This is a genomic window from Streptomyces sp. NPDC057271 (assembly GCF_042668715.1).
Lineage (GTDB): Bacteria > Actinomycetota > Actinomycetes > Streptomycetales > Streptomycetaceae > Streptomyces.
Genome location: NZ_JBHUYJ010000003.1, coordinates 16,506 through 34,294, shown reverse-complemented (window position 1 = coordinate 34,294; position 17,789 = coordinate 16,506). Strand labels below are relative to the sequence as shown.

The 17,789-nt window shown below is 73.2% G+C and carries 14 protein-coding genes; 11 read left to right on the top strand and 3 right to left on the bottom strand.

Annotated features, from left to right (window positions below):
- The first annotated feature begins 24 nt into the window (after positions 1 to 24).
- The 3 genes from ACFUJR_RS01980 to ACFUJR_RS01970 are packed head-to-tail and all read left to right on the top strand — an operon-like array spanning position 25 to position 4,087.
- A complete protein-coding gene (locus tag ACFUJR_RS01980; RefSeq protein WP_383171114.1) occupies positions 25 to 2,787 on the top strand; it encodes an FAD-binding and (Fe-S)-binding domain-containing protein in 2,763 nt (920 codons plus the stop codon).
- A gap of 9 nt (positions 2,788 to 2,796) precedes the next feature.
- Positions 2,797 to 3,561, top strand: a complete 765-nt coding sequence (locus tag ACFUJR_RS01975) for a TetR family transcriptional regulator (RefSeq protein WP_383171111.1) — start codon at positions 2,797 to 2,799, stop codon at positions 3,559 to 3,561.
- The gene (locus tag ACFUJR_RS01970) at positions 3,500 to 4,087 is read left to right on the top strand and encodes a DUF2867 domain-containing protein (RefSeq protein WP_383171108.1); all 588 of its coding nucleotides are present in this window, start codon (positions 3,500 to 3,502) and stop codon (positions 4,085 to 4,087) included. The genes ACFUJR_RS01975 and ACFUJR_RS01970 overlap by 62 nt, the downstream gene beginning before the upstream one ends.
- Positions 4,088 to 4,224: 137 nt before the next feature.
- Here ACFUJR_RS01970 and ACFUJR_RS01965 read toward each other — a convergent pair whose 3' ends face one another.
- The gene (locus tag ACFUJR_RS01965) at positions 4,225 to 5,082 is read right to left on the bottom strand and encodes a LysR family transcriptional regulator (RefSeq protein ID WP_383171106.1); all 858 of its coding nucleotides are present in this window, start codon (positions 5,080 to 5,082) and stop codon (positions 4,225 to 4,227) included.
- A gap of 261 nt (positions 5,083 to 5,343) precedes the next feature.
- On the opposite strand from ACFUJR_RS01965, the gene ACFUJR_RS01960 reads away from it, so the two are divergent.
- A complete protein-coding gene (locus tag ACFUJR_RS01960) occupies positions 5,344 to 6,330 on the top strand; it encodes a DMT family transporter (RefSeq protein ID WP_383171126.1) in 987 nt (328 codons plus the stop codon).
- Positions 6,331 to 6,502: 172 nt separating this feature from the next.
- Complete coding sequence (locus tag ACFUJR_RS01955; protein WP_383171103.1) at positions 6,503 to 7,426, top strand: NAD(P)-dependent oxidoreductase; 924 nt, start codon at positions 6,503 to 6,505, stop codon at positions 7,424 to 7,426.
- Here the strand turns inward: ACFUJR_RS01955 and ACFUJR_RS01950 are convergent.
- Positions 7,423 to 7,854 (bottom strand): VOC family protein, encoded by a 432-nt coding sequence (locus tag ACFUJR_RS01950; protein WP_383171100.1) that lies wholly within the window; start codon positions 7,852 to 7,854, stop codon positions 7,423 to 7,425. The two genes, ACFUJR_RS01955 and ACFUJR_RS01950, sit on opposite strands and share 4 nt — an antisense overlap.
- A gap of 103 nt (positions 7,855 to 7,957) precedes the next feature.
- Between ACFUJR_RS01950 and ACFUJR_RS01945 the strand changes: the two genes are divergently transcribed.
- The 6 genes from ACFUJR_RS01945 to ACFUJR_RS01920 all read left to right on the top strand — a co-directional run bounded on the left by ACFUJR_RS01945 (position 7,958) and on the right by ACFUJR_RS01920 (position 15,954).
- The gene (locus ACFUJR_RS01945; protein WP_383171097.1) at positions 7,958 to 8,566 is read left to right on the top strand and encodes a TetR/AcrR family transcriptional regulator; all 609 of its coding nucleotides are present in this window, start codon (positions 7,958 to 7,960) and stop codon (positions 8,564 to 8,566) included.
- A 125-nt stretch (positions 8,567 to 8,691) separates the two neighbouring features.
- Complete coding sequence (locus ACFUJR_RS01940) at positions 8,692 to 9,480, top strand: TIGR03084 family metal-binding protein (RefSeq protein ID WP_383171094.1); 789 nt, start codon at positions 8,692 to 8,694, stop codon at positions 9,478 to 9,480.
- Positions 9,480 to 11,177 carry an acyclic terpene utilization AtuA family protein gene (locus tag ACFUJR_RS01935; protein ID WP_383171091.1) on the top strand — a complete coding sequence of 566 codons (1,698 nt, stop codon included), beginning with the start codon at positions 9,480 to 9,482 and terminating at the stop codon, positions 11,175 to 11,177. The genes ACFUJR_RS01940 and ACFUJR_RS01935 overlap by 1 nt, the downstream gene beginning before the upstream one ends.
- A gap of 87 nt (positions 11,178 to 11,264) precedes the next feature.
- A complete protein-coding gene (locus ACFUJR_RS01930; protein ID WP_383171088.1) occupies positions 11,265 to 12,863 on the top strand; it encodes an acyl-CoA carboxylase subunit beta in 1,599 nt (532 codons plus the stop codon).
- Between the two features lie 8 nt (positions 12,864 to 12,871).
- Positions 12,872 to 14,794: a biotin carboxylase N-terminal domain-containing protein gene (locus tag ACFUJR_RS01925; protein WP_383171085.1), complete on the top strand. Its 1,923-nt coding sequence runs from the start codon at positions 12,872 to 12,874 to the stop codon at positions 14,792 to 14,794.
- Positions 14,791 to 15,954, top strand: a complete 1,164-nt coding sequence (locus ACFUJR_RS01920; RefSeq protein WP_383171082.1) for an acyl-CoA dehydrogenase family protein — start codon at positions 14,791 to 14,793, stop codon at positions 15,952 to 15,954. The genes ACFUJR_RS01925 and ACFUJR_RS01920 overlap by 4 nt, the downstream gene beginning before the upstream one ends.
- A gap of 107 nt (positions 15,955 to 16,061) precedes the next feature.
- On the opposite strand, the gene ACFUJR_RS01915 is transcribed toward ACFUJR_RS01920, so the two are convergent.
- A complete protein-coding gene (locus tag ACFUJR_RS01915; RefSeq protein WP_383171079.1) occupies positions 16,062 to 17,774 on the bottom strand; it encodes an FG-GAP repeat domain-containing protein in 1,713 nt (570 codons plus the stop codon).
- Positions 17,775 to 17,789 lie beyond the last annotated feature (15 nt).

Here is a 17,789-nt window from a genome sequence, read left to right as displayed (position 1 = left end):
CACACGGCCGACGATGTCCGCCGGATGAGACGACAGGTGAGACATCCTGAACTCGTGCGAAAACACCATGAGCGGTCCGAGCTGGAGGCGGCGCTGCGCGCGGCCGTGGCAGGAGAGGTCGACTTCGGCACCACGGCGAGGGCGCTGATGACGATGGACGCGTCCAACTACCGCCGGGTGCCGGTGGGTGTGGTCGCGCCCCGGGATGCCGACGACGTGGCGGCGGTGCTGTCCGTCTGCCGTGCGCGCGGGGTGCCGGTCGTCGCCCGGGGCGGCGGCACGTCGATCGCCGGGCAGGCGACCGGGACGGGCGTCGTGCTCGACTTCACCCGTCATATGCGCTCGGTCGTCTCCGTCGACCACGAGGCGCGGACGGCCGTCGTCCAGCCGGGGGTGGTCCTGGACCGGCTGCGGGACGCGGTTCGCCCGTACGGGCTGACCTTCGGCCCCGATCCCTCCACGCACAGCCGCTGCACCCTCGGCGGGATGATCGGCAACAACGCATGCGGCGCGCACTCGGTGGCCTGGGGCACGACCGCCGACAACGTGCTCGCGCTCGACGTCCGTACCTACGGGGGCGAGGCGCGGCTCCTCGGGCGTGGGTGGCAGGGGGCCCCGGCGGGACTGCGCGAGCTGATCGACCGGAACCTGGCGCTGGTGCGGACCGGGTATCCGGAAGGGCTGCCGCGCCGGATCTCCGGCTACGCGCTCGACGCGCTGCTGCCGGAGCGGGGCGGCGACGTGGCCCGGCTGCTCTGCGGGAGCGAGGGAACGCTCGGGGTGGTGACGGAGGCGACCGTACGGCTCGTGCCGCTGCCCGCATCGCCGGTCCTGGTGGTCCTCGGGTACGCGGACGAGAGCGCGGCGGCCGACACGGCGGCCGGGCTCCTGGCATGGAGGTCCCCCCGCGCGAGCGAAGCCGAGAGCGGGGGAGGGCCGCTGACCCTGGAGGGGATGGCGGCGGATCTGGTGCGGGGCGCCTCCGGGCTGCCGCGCGGCGGGGCCTGGCTGTTCGTGGAGACGGACGGGGAGGCGGCGGCGCGCGAGCTGGTGCGGGCGGCGGACGCGCTGGACGCCTCGGTGCTGGTCGACGCCGCGGACCAGCGCGCGCTGTGGCGGATCAGGGAGGACGCGGCGGGCACGGCGACCCGGATGCCCGGGGGTGCGGAGGCGTGGCCGGGCTGGGAGGACTGCGCGGTGCCGCCGGCCCGACTGGGGGCGTACCTGCGGGAGTTCCGTGCCCTGCTGGCCGAGCACGGTCTGCGGGGGACGCCGTACGGGCACTTCGGCGACGGCTGCATCCACGTCCGTATCGACTTCGACCTGTACTCGGGGGCAGGAGTGGACCGCTTCCGGGCGTTCTCGGAGGCGGTGGCGGACCTGGTGGTGGCGCACGGCGGCTCGCTGTCGGGGGAGCACGGGGACGGTCAGGCGCGGGCCGAGCTGCTGCCGAGGATGTACGGCTCCGAGCTGGTCTCGCTGTTCGGCGAGGTCAAGGACGTGTGGGACCCGGACGGCGGGCTGAACCCGGGAATGCTGGTGCGGCCGCTGCCGCTGGACGAGGGCCTGCGCTTCAAGGCGCTGCCGGTGACGGGCCGGGAGGTGGCGCGCTGCGTGGGGGTGGCGAAGTGCCGGGTGGAGGGGCCGACGTCGGGGCCGGACGTGATGTGCCCTTCGTACCGGGCGACGGGGGAGGAGCGGCATTCGACGCGGGGCCGGGCCCGGCTGCTGCACGAGATGGCGCTCGGCGAGGTCATCACGGACGGCTGGCGCTCGGAGGAGGTCAAGGAGGCGCTCGACCTCTGCCTGTCGTGCAAGGGGTGCCGGAGCGACTGTCCGGTGGGCGTGGACATGGCCTCGTACAAGGCGCACTTCCTGGACCGGCACTACGCGGACCGGCGGCGGCCCTGGTCGCACGTCACGATGGGGCGGCTGCCGGAGTGGCTGCGGATGTTCGGCCCGGCCCTGAACCTGGCGCGGATGTTCCCCTCGCGGTTCGCGGGCGTCGCTCCGGAGCGGGAGCTGCCGAAGGTCGCGTCGCGGACGTTCGTCTCCTGGTTCGGTACGCGCCTGGAGACGGCATCGGACGTGTGGCTGTGGCCGGACACGTTCACCAACCATCTGGCACCGCGGGTGGGCAGGTCGGCGGTACGGGTCCTGGAGGCTGCCGGGGTGCGGGTCGGGTTGCCGCCGGGGCGGGTGTGCTGCGGGCTGACGTATGTGTCGACGGGGCAGCTGGACCGGGCGCGGGCGACGATGACCAGGACGCTCGACGTGATGGAGCCCAGGCTGGGCCACCCCGTGGTCGTCCTCGAACCGTCCTGCGCGGCGACCCTGCGGACGGACCTTCCGGAACTCCTCCCGGACGACCCGCGGGCAGCGGAACTGGCCTCCTCCGTACGGACCTTCGCGCAGGCCCTGGAGGAGTTCGCCCCCACGTGGGAGCCGCCCCGCCTCGACCACCCGGTCGCCGGGCAGACCCACTGCCACCAGCACGCGGTCCTGGGCGACGGACCGGACCGCCGGCTGCGCGAACGGATGGGTCTGGTGGGTGAGCTGAGCGGCGGCTGCTGCGGTCTCGCGGGCAACTTCGGCTTCGAGCCGGGGCATTACGAGGTCTCGGTGGCGTGCGCCGAGGACCAGCTCCTCCCGGCGATCCGCGCGGCGGAGGACAACGCGCTGATCCTGGCCGACGGCTTCTCCTGCCGCACCCAGCTCGACTCCCTGGCGGGCCGCAGCGCCCGGCACATGGCGGAAGTCCTGGCGGAGGCGGTGCGGGAGCAGTAACATACATACATGAATGTACGTGAGCAGTCCGGCTCCCCGGTCCCACGGCGTTCGACGCAGGCCGAGCGGAGGGAGCGCACGCGCAACGCGCTGCTGGAGTCGGCCGCTCGGGGGTTGTCCCGGCACGGGTACAGCAATCTCGTCCTGGAGCAGGTGGCCAGGGACGCCGGCTACACGCGTGGCGCGCTCTACCACCAGTTCAAGGACAAGCAGGACCTCGCCCTCGCCGTGTCCGAGTGGGTCTTCGAGGCCTGGGACCGGGAGGTCGGGCACCAGGTCGAGGGGGAGCGGGAACCGCTCGCGGCGCTGCTGACGCTCGCGCGCGCCCACACGGTCTTCTGCCGGCGCGACATCGCGCGCGTGGCGGTGGCGCTGCGCCTGGAGTTCTCCGGGCAGGACCATCCGATCGGGCGTCAGGTGGAGACGGGATACCGGCGGCTCCTCGACCTCTGCACCGACTGCATCGCGGCCGGGCGCGCGACGGGATCGATCCCCGACGGCCCGCCGGCCGGGGATGTCGCGCTGGCCTACGTCGGTGCGCTCGAAGGCACCTCGATCGCCCTCGCCGGCCGCGTGCCCGACGACACGTCACTCGTCGTCGCCGCGGTCGCGGGCGCTCTCGGTCTCCACCCCCGCACGACGGCCGGCGCCCCGGGGCTCGCCCCCCGCCCGCCGCACTCCTCTGAACGGAACGAACCGCAGGAGGCACAGGATGGAACTTCCCAAGTCGGCGCACACGTCCCGCCCGTGGCGGATCCACGAGATCACGCCTGACTTCCGCCTCTACGACGTCTGGGCCCTGCCCACGCCCGGCGGCCCGGACGAGTTCCCGCGCCTGGTGAGGAACTTCGCCGGCGGGGACACGGGTGACAACTCGTCCTGGATCGCGCGCCTGCTCTTCGCGATCCGCTGGAGACTCGGCAGGCTGCTCGGCTGGGACGACAGGGACGAAGGGGTCGGTTCCCGGGTGCCGACCCTGCGCGACAGGCTGCCGCAGGACCTGCGCGACGGCCCGGCGGGACCGGAGTTCGCGGTGCTGCCCTTCACGCCCCTCTACCTGAGGGACGACGAGTGGGCGGCGGAGATGGCCAACCGGACCGTCCACGGAGTCCTGCACCTGAGCTGGGTCCCCGACGGCGCGGGTGGCCACCGCGGTCAGATGGCCGTCCTGGTGAAGCCCAACGGCCTCTTCGGCAAGGCCTACATGGCCGCGATCGCCCCCTTCCGGCACCTGATCGTGTACCCGCCGCTGATGCGCGACATCGGCCGCGAGTGGCGCGAGTCGGCGCCACGGGGGTGAGCGCGGCTCGTGACCGGGGCTGCCGTGAGGCGGCCGGTCACCACCGGCCCGGGGGCGGTGCGACCGGGGCTCCGTGAGGCGGCCGGGGGTCGGTGCGCCGCGTCCGTCCTGGTGAACGCGCGGCGGTAGGTCCGGCGTCAGGCGCCCTGGGCGATCTCCCTCGCCAGGGTGACCAGGAGGGGGGTCGACGGGTGGGGGGAGGCGTCGCGCCAGGCCAGGAGGACGTGGACCGGTGGGGCGTCCGGGAGAGGGCGGTAGGTGACGCCCGGGTGGGGGTGCATCGCCGCCGTCGACGCCGAGGAGACGCCGACGCCGCGGCCCGCCGCGATCGCCGTGAGCCAGTCGTCGGTGTTGCCGACCGTCAGGGTGGCGGCCGGGCGGTGCGAGGCGGGCCAGAGGGCAGGGGTCGTCGTGCCGGAGACCGTGTTGAGGACGACCGTCTCGTCCGCCAGGTCCGCGAGCGTCAGGGTCGTACGGGACGCCAGTGCGCTGTCCGTCGCCACGGCGGCCACCCGGTGCTCGGTCGCCAGCTCCTCCGTCGCCAGGCCCGGCGCGTCCACCGGCCCCCGGAGCAGCGCCGCGTCCACCTCGCCCCGGACCAGGCCCGCCGTGCGGTCGTCGATGCGGAGCAGCTCCAGCGGGGTCTCGGGGTGCTCGCGCTGCCAGCGCCGTAGCAGCGGGGTGGTGTACGGGCCGAAGGCCGACCACGCGTGGCCGAGCCGCAGCGGCCGGTGGCGCAGCCGCTCCGGGTCGAGGGCCGTGTCGAACGCCGCGACGGCCGCCGCCGCGCGGTCATGGAAGGCGCGCCCTTCGGCAGTGAGCGCCAGGTGGTGCGTGGAGCGGTCGACGAGGCGGACGCCGAGGTGTCTCTCCAGGGCGGCGAGCGTACGGGAGACCGCGGGCTGGGTGAGGTGGAGCCGGGTGGCCGCCCTGGTCACGTTGCCCTCCTCCGCGATGGCGAGGAAGCAGCGGAGGTGACGCAGCTCGATGCTCATGCATCCGGAGCATAACCGCAGCCCAATCGGCATTTCACGTGCCGCGCGGGCGCTCGTAGCGTGAAAGGCGGGACCCGCTTGACGAGTCTATTATTCTGGACTTGAAGGTCCAATCTGATGAACTAGGCAGGGAGTGAGCCGGTGGACGGTCCGGTCAAGGGCATCGCCGCGGGCACGGCACCGGCGTCGGCGTCGGGTGCCGTGGCGGCGTCGGCTCAGGCGTCGGCTCAGGCGTCGGCTCCGGGTCCCGCGCAGGGTGCCGTGCCGGGTCGTCCCGCGCAGGGGCCCGCGCCGGGTGTCACGGTCGCCGCCTCGTCCGCCGTCACGCCGTCCGCCGTCACGCCGTCCGCCGTCACACCGTCCGCGGCCCCGTCCGCCTCCACCCGTGCCGCCCGTCTCGGGCCCGTCGCGCTCGTCGTCGCCGGCGGGCTCTCCGTGCAGTTCGGGTCGGCCGTCGCCGTCCTGCTCATGCCCCGCGCCGGCGCGCTCGGCGTCGTCACGCTGCGGCTCGTCCTCGCCGCCGCCGTCCTGCTGATCGTCTGCCGCCCCAAGGTCCGCGGCTACCGCCGCGCCGACTGGGGCACCGTCGTCGCCTTCGGTACCGCGATGGCGGGCATGAACATCCTCTTCTACCAGGCCGCGGACCGGATCCCGCTCGGCGCCGCCGTGACCCTGGAGGTCCTCGGCCCACTCGTCCTCTCCGTGATCGCCTCGCGCCGGCTGATGAACCTGCTGTGGGCCGGGCTCGCCCTCGGAGGGGTCGTCCTGCTCAGCGGCGGCGGCTTCGACCGCCTGGACCCGGTCGGCGCGGCCTTCGCGCTCGCGGCGGGCGCGATGTGGGCGACGTACATCGTCTTCAGCGCCCGGACCGGCCGGCGCTTCCCGCAGGCGGACGGGCTGGCGCTCGCGATGGCGTTCGGCGCGCTGCTCAGCCTGCCGTTCGGCATCGTCGAGGCGGGCGACAGGCTCCTCGTCCCGTCGACGATCGGCCTCGGCCTCGCCGTCGCGCTGATGTCCTCCGTCCTCCCGTACACCCTCGAACTCATCGCCCTGCGCCGCCTCCCCGCCCCTACCTTCGCGATCCTGATGAGCCTGGAACCGGCCATCGCGGCGGGCGCCGGCTTCCTCGTCCTGAGCCAGGCACTCTCCCTGACGGACGCGCTGGCGATCGCCCTGGTCATCGCGGCGAGCATGGGCGCGGTCCGCACCCAGATGAAGCGCGCCGCCGCCCTGCCGCCACAGTCCTAGCCGTGGCCTGGCCGTGGCCTCGCCCGGCTCTGCGGGCCGGCGTTCCGTGCCCCGTTCCCCCCGGCCCCACTTACCCATGGGTGCGTATCCGACTGAATAGTCCGTACTGGTCAACCCTTCTGGCGGCGGCGAGGATCGAGCCGAACGCCGAACGCGAGAGGGAGTCCCAGGAATGACAAGCGACGACAGCGTCCAGGTGAGTGTTCTCGGGCTGGGGGCGATGGGGAGCGCCCTCGCCGCCGCCCTGGTGAAGGCCGGATACGCGACCACCGTCTGGAACCGCTCACCGGGGAAGGCGGACGGCCTCCTCGCGCAGGGCGCGGAGGCCGCCGGCACGGCCGGCGAGGCGGTCAGGGCCGGGCGGGTGGTGATCGCCTGCCTGCTGGACCACGCGTCGGTCCACGAGGTGCTCGATCCGCTCGCCCATGAGCTGGCCGGCCGAACCCTGGTCAACGTCACCACGACGACACCTGAGCAGTCACGGGAGCTGGCCGCCTGGGCCGCCGATGCCGGGATCGCGTATCTGGACGGCGGCATCATGGCCGTGCCGCACATGATCGGCCACTCCGGCTCGTCGATCCTCTACAGCGGATCGGCCGAGGTCTTCCAGCAGTACAGGCCGCTGCTCGACCTGTGGGGGACCAGCACCTACTTCGGCGAGGACGCCGGGCTGGCGTCCCTGTACGACCTCGCCCTGCTGGCGGGCATGTACGTCATGTTCGCCGGATTCGTGCACGGCGCCGCGATGGTCGCGCCGGCCGGAGTGACGGCGGGCGAGTTCGCCGCCATGGCCGCACCGTGGCTGACCGCCATGACCGGCGGCTTCCAGGGGTTCGCCGAGGTCATCGACGGCGGGGACTACACCGTCGCGGGACAGCAGAGCCTGGAGTTCTCCGACCTCGGCGACATCCTGACCGCCAGCTCCGACCAGGGCATCAGCACCGAGGTGATCGGCATGGTCCAGAACCTCATCCAGCGCCAGATCGACGCGGGCCACGGAGCGGAAGGCTTCGCCCGCATCATCGAGAGCATCAGGCAGCCGGCCCGAGGGCTCGCGCGGACGGGCGGTGGCGCCGACCTCGCCGAGGCGTACTAGTCCGCGGAGGGCGTGTACTGCCCGGCGTACTCCTCCGTCGGTGGGGTCGTCGTGATCACGTCGATGAGCACGCCGTCCGGGGCTCCGACGATGAAGTGGCGCTGGCCGAAGTCCTCCGTGCGGAGGGGGAGCAGTTCGGGCAGGCCCGCCTCGCCGATCAGCCGGCGGTGTTCCGCGTCCACGTCCTGTACCTCGAAGTTGAGCAGCAGCCCGCCCCGGGTGGGGGTGCGGTGGCCCTCGGGGAGGGTCGGATGGCTGCTGTCGAGCAGCGCGAGTTCGTAGTGCGGTGCGTCGGGGCGGCGCAGGCTCACGTACCAGTCGGCCTCGAAGGTCGGCGTGAACCCGAGGTGGCGGGTGTAGAAGTCGCGTGCCGCGGCGACGTCGCGCGTGCAGATCACGGGATAGAAGCTGTCGAGCCCGGTTCTCATGACATGACTCCTCGGTGCGTTCGTCCATTTCACATACCCGGAGTATGTGAATCGTACGGCTAGCATACCCGGGGTATGTGAAAGAGGAAGGGCGGTACGGGCGATGGCGGACGGGCGGGCGTTGGGCAACCGGGCCGAGCAGCGGGAGGCGACCCGACGGGCGCTGTTGGCCGAAGGGCGGCGGCGGTTCGCCGAGGACGGCTACCACGGCGTGGTCCTGGCCGAAGTGGCCCAGGCCGTCGGGGTCACCAAGGGTGCCGCCTACCACCACTTCGAGAGCAAGGCCGGGCTCTTCCGGGCCGTCGTCGCCGAGGTCCAGCGGGACCTGGGCGAGCGGGTCGCGGCGGCCGCGGAGGAGCGGGCCGACCCCTGGGAACAGCTGCGCGCCGGCTGCCGGGCCTTCCTGGCCGCCGGTTCCGACCCCGCCGTACGGCGCATCGTGCTCGTCGACGCGCCGACCGTCCTGGGGTGGGAGGAGTGGCGCGCCCTGGACGAGGAGTCCTCCGCCCGTCACCTGACCGAGGCCCTCGCCGCCCTGATCGACGCCGGGGTCATCACCGAGCAGCCGGTCGAGCCCCTGGCGCGCCTGCTCTCGGGTGCGATGAACGAGGCCGCCCTCTGGCTGGCCCGAAGCGGCACACCCGAGTCGCTCGACCTCACGATGACCGCCCTGGACGGCCTTCTGGCAGGTATCCGCCGCTGGGAAGGCTGACAGCGGAGGGGGTGAGCCCTCTCGCCCCGGCGATCGACCGAGAAAGTAAAGCAAGCACGCTTGATTGTTTCTTCCGTCGCTGCCATGCTCCTCGGCACACGCCCGTGTCCCGAGGGGAGCGAACCGTGTCCGACCCCGTCGTCGTACTCGACGATCTGCGCAGTGAGAGCGAGGAGGTCGACCGGCTCGTACGGGAGCTGAGCGACGACGGATGGGCCGCGCCCACCCCCGCCGTCGGCTGGACCGTCGCCCATCAGATCGCGCACCTCGCCTGGACCGACCGGGCCGCCCTGCTCGCCGTCACCGACCCCGAGGGGTTCGGCGCCGAGGCCGAGAACGCGCTCGCCGCGCCCGAGACGTTCGTCGACGACGGAGCGGAGGCGGGAGCCGCGCTGCCGCCCGCCGAACTCCTCGGGCGGTGGCGCGTCGGGCGCGAACGGCTGCAGATGGCCCTGCGCACCGCCCCGCCCGGTGCCCGGTTCCCCTGGTACGGGCCGCCCATGAGCGCCCCCTCGATGGGCACCGCCCGGCTCATGGAGACCTGGGCGCACGGCCAGGACATCGCCGACGCCCTCGGTGTCGTCCGCGAGCCGACCGCCCGGCTGCGCCACGTCGCGTGGATCGGCATCCGGGCCCGCGACTACGCCTATCTCGTACGGGGGATCGACCCGCCCGCCGAGCCGTTCCGGGTCGAACTGACCGCCCCCGACGGCCAGGAGTGGGCGTACGGACCCGAGGACGCCGCGCAGCGGATCACCGGTCCCGCCCTGGACTTCTGCCTCCTCGTCACCCAGCGCGTCCATCTCGACGACACCGGGCTCGGCGCCCAGGGCGCCGACGCCGCGCACTGGCTCACCATCGCCCAGGCCTTCGCGGGCCCGGCCGGCACCGGCCGCGCGCCGCGGGGGGCGTAGTGGACCTCCTCCGCATCGGCAACGCCTCCGGCTTCTACGGCGACCGCTTCGACGCGGTCCGCGAGATGCTCACCGGCGGCGAACCGGGCTCCCTCGACGTCCTCACCGGCGACTACCTCGCCGAACTGACCATGCTCATCCTCGGCCGGGACCTCCTGAAGGACCCGAAGACCGGCTACGCCAAGACCTTTCTGCGCCAGATGGAGGAGGGCCTCGGCCTCGCCCACGAGCGCGGCGTCCGGATCGTCGCCAACGCGGGCGGCCTCAACCCCGCCGGCCTCGCCGAGGCCCTCGACGCGCTCGCCGCCCGGCTCGGCCTGCCCACCCGTGTCGCCTACGTCGAGGGCGACCGGCTGCCGCCCCGGGACGGGGTCCTGACCGCCAACGCCTACCTCGGCGGAGCCGGGATCGCCGCCTGCCTGACCGCCGGCGCCGACGTCGTCGTCACCGGGCGCGTCACCGACGCCGCCCTCGTCACCGGCCCCGCGCAGTGGCGGTTCGGCTGGGACGCGCAGGAGTACGACAAGCTGGCCGGCGCGGTCGTCGCCGGACACGTCCTGGAGTGCGGCACCCAGGCCACCGGCGGCAACTACGCCTTCTTCACCGCCCACGACCGGCCCGCGATGCGTCGCCCCGGCTTCCCGATCGCCGAACTCCACGCCGACGGCAGCGCCGTCATCACCAAGCACCCCGGCACCGGCGGCGTCGTCGACCTCGGTACGGTCACCGCACAGCTCCTGTACGAGACGTCCGGTGCCCGCTACGCCGGACCCGACGTGACCGCCCGGCTCGACACCGTACGGCTCACCGAGGACGGGCCGGACCGGGTGCGGATCGACGGCGTACGGGGCGAGGCCCCGCCGCCCACCCTCAAGGCCGGGCTCACGCGGATCGGCGGCCACCGCAACGAGGTCGTCTTCGTCCTCACGGGACTCGACATCGACGCCAAGGCCCGGCTCGTCAGGGAGCAGGTCGAGGACGCCTTCGAACACTCCACGTCCCGCCCCGCCGAGGTCCGTTGGGAGCTGGCCCGGACGGACCGGGCGGACGCCGACACCGAGGAGACCGCGAGCGCGCTCCTCCGGCTCGTCGTCCGCGACCCCGCGCCCGAGCCCGTCGGCCGGGCCCTCAGCGGCGCCGCGATCGAGCTCGCCCTCGCGAGCTACCCCGGCTTCCACGTCACCGCCCCACCCGGCCGGGGCGCGCCCTACGGCGTCTTCGAGGCCGTGTACGTCCCCGCCGCCGACGTCCCGCACACGGCCGTCCTGCCCGACGGCAGCCGCGTCCGCCTCCCCGTACCCGCCGGGACGCGGGAGTTGGAGCCGGTCGACGAGCCGCCGCTGCCGGAGCCGCCCGTGGAGGGGCCGACACGGCGGGCGCCCCTCGGTCGCGTCGCCGGAGCCCGCAGCGGCGACAAGGGCGGCGACGCGAACATCGGCGTCTGGGTCCGCACGGACGCCGCGTGGCGCTGGCTCGTCCACACGCTCACCGCCGAGCGGCTGAGGGAACTCCTGCCGGAGACCGCCGGACTGGACGTCGTACGGCACGTCCTGCCGAACCTGCGCGCCGTGAACTTCGTCGTCACCGGGATCCTCGGCGAGGGCGTCGCCTCCCAGGCCCGATTCGACCCGCAGGCGAAGGCCCTCGGCGAGTGGCTGCGCGCCCGCGAACTCGACGTACCGGAGGAACTCCTTTGACCGCGCCGGAGGAACTGCTGCGACCGCCCGGAGGAACTCCTTTGACCGCCCCGGAGGAACTCCTGTGACCGTCCCGGAGGAACTGCTGTGACCGTCCTCGCCTCCGCCCTCGACACGGGCGGACCCGACTACGCGGCCCACCGTGCCGCCATGCTCGACAAGCTGGCCGCACTCGACACCGAGCACGCCAAGGCGCTCGCCGGCGGCGGCGAGAAGTACACCGCACGGCACCGGGCGCGCGGCAAGCTGCTCGCCCGCGAGCGGATCGAGCTGCTCGTCGACCCCGACAGCCCGTTCCTGGAGCTGTCCCCGCTCGCCGCCTGGGGCAGCGACTATCCGGTCGGCGCGTCGATCGTCACCGGCATCGGTGTCGTCGAGGGCGTCGAGTGCCTGATCACCGCCAACGACCCGACCGTGCGCGGCGGCGCCTCGAACCCGTGGACGCTGAAGAAGGCCCTGCGCGCCAACGAGATCGCGTACGCCAACCGGCTCCCGGTCATCTCACTCGTCGAGTCCGGCGGCGCCGATCTGCCGTCCCAGAAGGAGATCTTCATCCCAGGGGGCGCGCTCTTCCGCGACCTGACCCGGCTCTCCGCCGCCGGCATCCCGACGATCGCCGTGGTCTTCGGCAACTCCACGGCAGGCGGGGCGTACGTCCCCGGGATGTCCGACCACACCGTGATGATCAAGGAGCGGTCGAAGGTCTTCCTCGGCGGTCCGCCGCTGGTGAAGATGGCCACGGGCGAGGAGAGCGACGACGAGTCGCTCGGGGGCGCCGAGATGCACGCCCGCACCTCGGGACTCGCCGACCACTACGCCGTCGACGAGGTCGACGCCCTGCGCCAGGCCCGGCGGATCGTCGCGCGCCTCAACCACCGCAAGGCGCACGCCGATCCGGCCCTCGCGGAGCCCCCGAAGTACGACGAGGACGAACTGCTCGGGATCGTGCCGGGGGACCTGAAGACCCCGTTCGACCCGCGCGAGGTGATCGCGCGGATCGTCGACGGCTCCGACTTCGACGAGTTCAAGCCGCTGTACGGGCCGAGCCTGGTGACGGGCTGGGCGCAGCTGCACGGCTATCCGGTGGGCATCCTGGCGAACGCACAGGGCGTGCTGTTCAGCGCGGAGTCCCAGAAGGCGGCGCAGTTCATCCAGCTGGCCAACCAGCGCGACATCCCGCTGGTCTTCCTGCACAACACCACCGGCTACATGGTCGGCAGGGAGTACGAGCAGGGCGGCATCATCAAGCACGGCGCGATGATGATCAACGCGGTGTCGAACTCGAAGGTCCCGCACCTGTCCGTCCTGATGGGGGCGTCCTACGGCGCCGGGCACTACGGCATGTGCGGCCGGGCCTACGACCCGCGTTTCCTCTTCGCCTGGCCGAGCGCCAAGTCGGCCGTCATGGGCCCGCAGCAGCTGGCGGGCGTGCTCTCCATCGTCGCGCGGGCGAGCGCCGCCGCGAAGGGACAGCCGTACGACGACGAGGCGGACGCGGGGCTGCGCGCGATGGTCGAGGCGCAGATCGAGTCGGAGTCGCTGCCGATGTTCCTGTCGGGGCGGCTGTACGACGACGGCGTCATCGACCCCCGCGACACCCGCACGGTCCTCGGGCTGTGCCTGTCCGCGATCCACACGGCACCGGTCGAGGGCGCGCGCGGCGGCTTCGGCGTCTTCCGAATGTGAGGCGAGTGATGATCTCCAGGCTGCTGGTCGCCAACCGGGGCGAGATCGCCTGCCGGGTGTTCCGCACCTGCCGGGAGCTGGGCGTCGGGACGGTCGCCGTGTACTCGGACGCGGACGCCTCCGCCCTGCACGTACGGGAGGCCGACGCGGCCGTACGGCTGCCGGGGGCGACGCCCGCCGAGACCTATCTGCGCGGGGACCTGGTGGTGAAGGCGGCGCTCGCGGCGGGCGCGGACGCGGTGCACCCCGGGTACGGCTTCCTGTCGGAGAACGCGGAGTTCGCGCGCGCGGTCCTCGACGCAGGCCTGGTGTGGATCGGCCCTCCGCCGGAGGCGATCGAGGCGATGGCCTCGAAGACCCGGGCGAAGGAACTCCTCGGTGTCGAGCCCCTGGTGGACGTCACCGAGGAGGACCTGCCGGTCCTGGTGAAGGCGGCGGCGGGCGGCGGCGGGCGCGGCATGCGGGTCGTCCGCGAACTGGCCGCCCTGGAGGGGGAGATGGCGGCCGCCTCGGCGGAGGCGGCGAGCGCCTTCGGGGACGGCGAGGTGTTCGTCGAGCCGTACGTGGAGAACGGCCGCCATGTGGAGGTGCAGATCCTCGCCGACACGCACGGCACGGTGTGGGCGCTCGGCACCCGCGACTGCTCGCTCCAGCGCCGCCACCAGAAGGTGATCGAGGAGGCCCCGGCGCCGGGTCTGCCGCCGTCGCTGCTCGCGGAGCTGTACGACCGTTCGGTGTCGGCGGCGAAGGCGGTCGGCTACGTCGGCGCGGGCACGGTCGAGTTCCTGGTCGCGGACGTCCCCCGGACTCTCGGCTCCGCTCGAGCAGGGGGGACCCCCAAGGCGCACTTCCTGGAGATGAACACCCGCCTCCAGGTGGAGCACCCGGTGACGGAGGAGGTCCACGGCGTGGACCTGGTGGGCCTCCAGATCGCCGTCGCGGAGGGCCGGCCACTGGCCCCGGAGCCGCCCGTCGCGTCGGGCCACGCGATCGAGGCCCGCCTCTACGCGGAGGACCCGGCGTCGGGCTGGACGCCCCAGGTGGGCGTGGTGCACGCCCTGGAGTTCCGCGCGGGCCCCCGTGTCGACACCGGTTACGTCTCCGGGGACAGCGTCGGCGTGCACTACGACGCCATGCTCGCCAAGGTCGTCGTCCACGCGGCGACCCGCGCCGAGGCCGTCCGCAAGCTCGCCCACGCGCTGGAGCGGGCCCGGATCCACGGGCCCGTGACCAACCGCGACCTGCTGGTCGCGAGCCTGCGGCATCCGGAGTTCGGCGACCCCGCCCGTCTCGGCACCGGGTTCTACGAGCGGAACCTCGACGCGCTCACCCAGGCCCCGCCCGGCGAGGCGTACGCGGCCGTCGCCGCCGCGCTCGCGCAGGCCGCCGCCGACCGGGGCCGGTTCGGCGGCGGTTGGCGGAACGTGCGCTCGCAGGACCAGACCGCCGTGTACGGCGAGCACGAGGTCCGCTACCGGCCCACCCGGGAGGGGTACACCGTCACCGCCCCCGACGGCGTCCGGGCCGTGCGCGTGACCGCCGATCGTGTACGGCTCGAAGTCGACGGTGTCGTACGTGACTTCGAGGTCTCCCGGCACGGCGACACCGTGTACGTCGGCCCGCACCGGCTCACCGCCGTGCCCCGCTACCCCGACCCCACCGAGCAGCGTGAGCCCGGCTCCCTGCTCGCCCCCATGCCCGGCACCGTCGTCCGCGTCGCCGACGGCCTCGCGCCCGGCGCACGCGTCACCGCCGGGCAGCCGCTCCTCTGGCTGGAGGCCATGAAGATGGAGCACCGCGTCGTCGCTCCGGCCTCCGGCACGCTCACCGCGCTCCACGCCGCCCCCGGCCGCCAGGTCGAGGTCGGTGCCCTGCTCGCCGTCGTACAGCAGTCCGTACAGACCGAAGCACAGGAGGACCAGACCGTATGAGCACCATGATCGAAAGCCAAGAGCTCACCGCGCTCCGGGCCGCCGTCTCGGCGCTCGGACACCGCCACGGTCCCGGCTTCGACCGGGCCGCGCTCTGGGCGGAGGCGGGCAAGCTCGGCTACCTGGGGGTGAACCTGCCCGAGGAGTACGGCGGCGGGGGCGGCGGCATGACCGAGCTGTCGATCGTCCTGGAGGAGGCGGGGGCCGCCGGCGCCCCGCTCCTGATGATGGTCGTCTCGCCCGCCATCTGCGGCACGGTCATCGCCCGCTTCGGCACGGAGGAGCAGAAGCGGGCCTGGCTGCCGGGCCTGGCCGACGGCTCGCGCACCATGGCCTTCGGCATCACCGAGCCCGACGCCGGCTCCAACTCCCACCGGATCACGACCACGGCCACGAAGACCGAGGACGGCTGGGTCCTCAACGGCCGCAAGGTGTTCGTGTCGGGCGTCGACATCGCCGACGCGACCCTGATCGTCGGCAGGACCTCGGACGCCCGGACGGGCAACCTCAAGCCCTGCCTCTTCGTCGTGGACCGGGACGCCCCCGGCTTCCATCGGCGGCAGATCGAGATGGAACTCGACGCGAACGAGAAGCAGTTCGAGCTGACCCTCGACGACGTCCACCTTCCCGCCGAAGCCCTGGTGGGTGGGGGCACCTCCCACACCGAAGGCTGTGGGGGAGAGGACGCCGGCCTGCTCCAGCTCTTCGCCGGGCTCAACCCGGAGCGCATCATGACAGCGGCGTTCGCGATCGGCATGGGCCGCTACGCCCTCGCCCAGGCCGTGAAGTACGCCAAGGAGCGCACGGTCTGGAAGGCCCCCATCGGCGCCCACCAGGCCATCGCCCACCCTCTCGCCCAGGCCCACATCGAGCTGGAGCTGGCCCGGCTGATGATGCAGAAGGCCGCCGCCCTGTACGACGCGGGCGACGACATCGGAGCGGGCGAGGCCGCCAACATGGCCAAGTACGCCGCCGGAGAGGCCTGCGTGAAGGCCGTCGACCAGTCCGTCCACACCCTCGGCGGCAACGGCCTCACCCGCGAGTTCGGCCTCGCCCGCCTGATCGCCGCCTCCCGCGTCGCCCGGATCGCCCCCGTCAGCCGGGAGATGATCCTCAACTACGTGTCCCACCAGTCCCTGGGGCTTCCCAAGTCCTACTGATCCGCCGCGTGCCCGCGCCGGCCGGCACGATGGTGCCGTGCCGGCCCGGGCGGAGTGCCTCTGCCCGGGCCGGAGCGGCCAGGCAGAGGCCCCTGAGCGAACCGGCGTCAGCTGACGTGGTCGTACTTCCAGCCCGTGGCGATCTTGACGCGGGCGGTGAACGTGGCGGTGCCGCCGAGGCCGGTGGCCGCGTAGCGGTACACGTCGCCGCCGGGGGTGACGCCGACCAGGTCGGCCCGGCCGTCGCCGTTCATGTCACCGGGCGCGGCGAGGTGCTCGTACGTGCTCCACCCCGCGCCGATCAGGACGCGCGCGGCGAAGGGCGTCTTGGCCGAGCCGGTGCCGGCGTGCACGTACAGGCGGTTGTCGTACCGGGTGATCAGGTCGGGGCGGCCGTCACCGGTGACGTCCCCGGGGGCGACCAGCAGCTCCGCGTGCCAGCCCGTGCCGACCTTCACGGCCGTGTCGGAGACGCGGGGCGGCACCCGGTACTTCAGGCCCGCGTGGAGGAACAGGTTGCCCCACGCGTCGAGGCCGATGATGTCGCCCTTGCCGTCGTTGGTGACGTCGCCCGGCGACACCGTCTCGGCGTACTTGCCGTAGAAGTCCGGGCTGTCGGAGACGTCGCCGCGGTCGCTCGACAGGCCGGGGTTGTAGGCGGTCAGCACGACGGCCTGGTCGGCCTCGTCGAGCCCGTAGCCGTTGGTCAGCCGCCATACGTCGTGGACGTGCTCGCCGGTCCCGCCGTACTGTCGGCGCGCGGCGAACTTGCCGTCGGCCTGCGTCCCGTAGGTGAAGGCGGTGCCCGCCTTGTCGACGGCGAGCAGGTTGTGCTTGCCGTACGCCGGTACGCCACCCTGGCCGAGGTGGTACGAGAGGTTCTGGCCGCCACCGCCGATGTACGTCCGCGTGGCGAACTTCCCGCCGCCGGTGGAGAGATACCGGTAGAAGGCGCCACCGTAGGTGCGGGCCAGCAGGTCGGCCTTGCGGTCGCCGTCGAGGTCGTCCACGCCGATGATCTGGTTGTACGTGTTCCAGCCGCCGCCGATCCTGACGCGGGCCTTGAACGGGGCGGTGGCGGAGCCGGTGCCCTTGTAAAAGTAGAGATCACCCGCCAGTGTCCTGGCGACGAGGTCGGCGATCGAGTCGCCGTCGAGGTCGTTGGCGCCGACGAGCTGGTCGTAGATCTGCCAGCCGCCGCCGACCTTGACGCGCGTCTTGAACGGCCCCGTGTAGTCGAAGGCGGTGCCCTTCGCCGCGTACAGGTAGAGCGTGCCGTCCGGGGTACGGGCCAGCAGGTCCTGGAATCCGTCCTTGGTCAGGTCCCCGGGGGCGAGGACCTTGTTGTAGATGTGCCAGCCGCCTCCCTGCCAGACGAGCGCCTTGTCGGTGGAGGTGGGGCTCACGGTGGAGTGCATTTGGAGCGCGCCGTCGGAGTGGAGCGTCAGCAGTTCCGGGGCGTCGGTGCCCCACAGGTCGTCCGCCGACAGGATCTCCTTGGGGACGGCACCCTGGAGGTCGTTGGCGCCGATCGAGAACGGTGCGCTGGTGCCCGTTGACGACAGGACCACCGTCAGCTTGCCGGTGGCGGCCGAGCGGTGGAGCCGGTCGCTCCGGCCGTCGCCGTCCCGGTCGAACCGGGGCTTCGCGCCGGTGGCGGTGGAGGCCTGGGCCGCGGGGGAGTCCGCGAGGGGGGCCGCGACGGCGGCGGAGACCGGACCGGCGAAGACCGGACCGGCGGGGATCAGGCCCATGCCGAGCGCGAGAGCGGTGCAGGCCGCCAGCCGATGCGCGCGGCGACGGTGGTGCGTGTGGTGCAAAGTCCCTCCTGGGAC

Excerpts from the sequence above, each read along its gene's own strand:
- ACFUJR_RS01980 (WP_383171114.1), top strand. The coding sequence starts at position 25 with ATGAGACGACAGGTGAGACATCCTGAACTCGTGCGAAAACACCATGAG.
- ACFUJR_RS01975 (WP_383171111.1), top strand. The coding sequence starts at position 2,797 with ATGAATGTACGTGAGCAGTCCGGCTCCCCGGTCCCACGGCGTTCGACG.
- ACFUJR_RS01970 (WP_383171108.1), top strand. The coding sequence starts at position 3,500 with ATGGAACTTCCCAAGTCGGCGCACACGTCCCGCCCGTGGCGGATCCAC.
- ACFUJR_RS01965 (WP_383171106.1), bottom strand. The coding sequence starts at position 5,082 with ATGAGCATCGAGCTGCGTCACCTCCGCTGCTTCCTCGCCATCGCGGAG.
- ACFUJR_RS01955 (WP_383171103.1), top strand. The coding sequence starts at position 6,503 with ATGACAAGCGACGACAGCGTCCAGGTGAGTGTTCTCGGGCTGGGGGCG.
- ACFUJR_RS01950 (WP_383171100.1), bottom strand. The coding sequence starts at position 7,854 with ATGAGAACCGGGCTCGACAGCTTCTATCCCGTGATCTGCACGCGCGAC.
- ACFUJR_RS01945 (WP_383171097.1), top strand. The coding sequence starts at position 7,958 with ATGGCGGACGGGCGGGCGTTGGGCAACCGGGCCGAGCAGCGGGAGGCG.
- ACFUJR_RS01925 (WP_383171085.1), top strand. The coding sequence starts at position 12,872 with ATGATCTCCAGGCTGCTGGTCGCCAACCGGGGCGAGATCGCCTGCCGG.
- ACFUJR_RS01920 (WP_383171082.1), top strand. The coding sequence starts at position 14,791 with ATGAGCACCATGATCGAAAGCCAAGAGCTCACCGCGCTCCGGGCCGCC.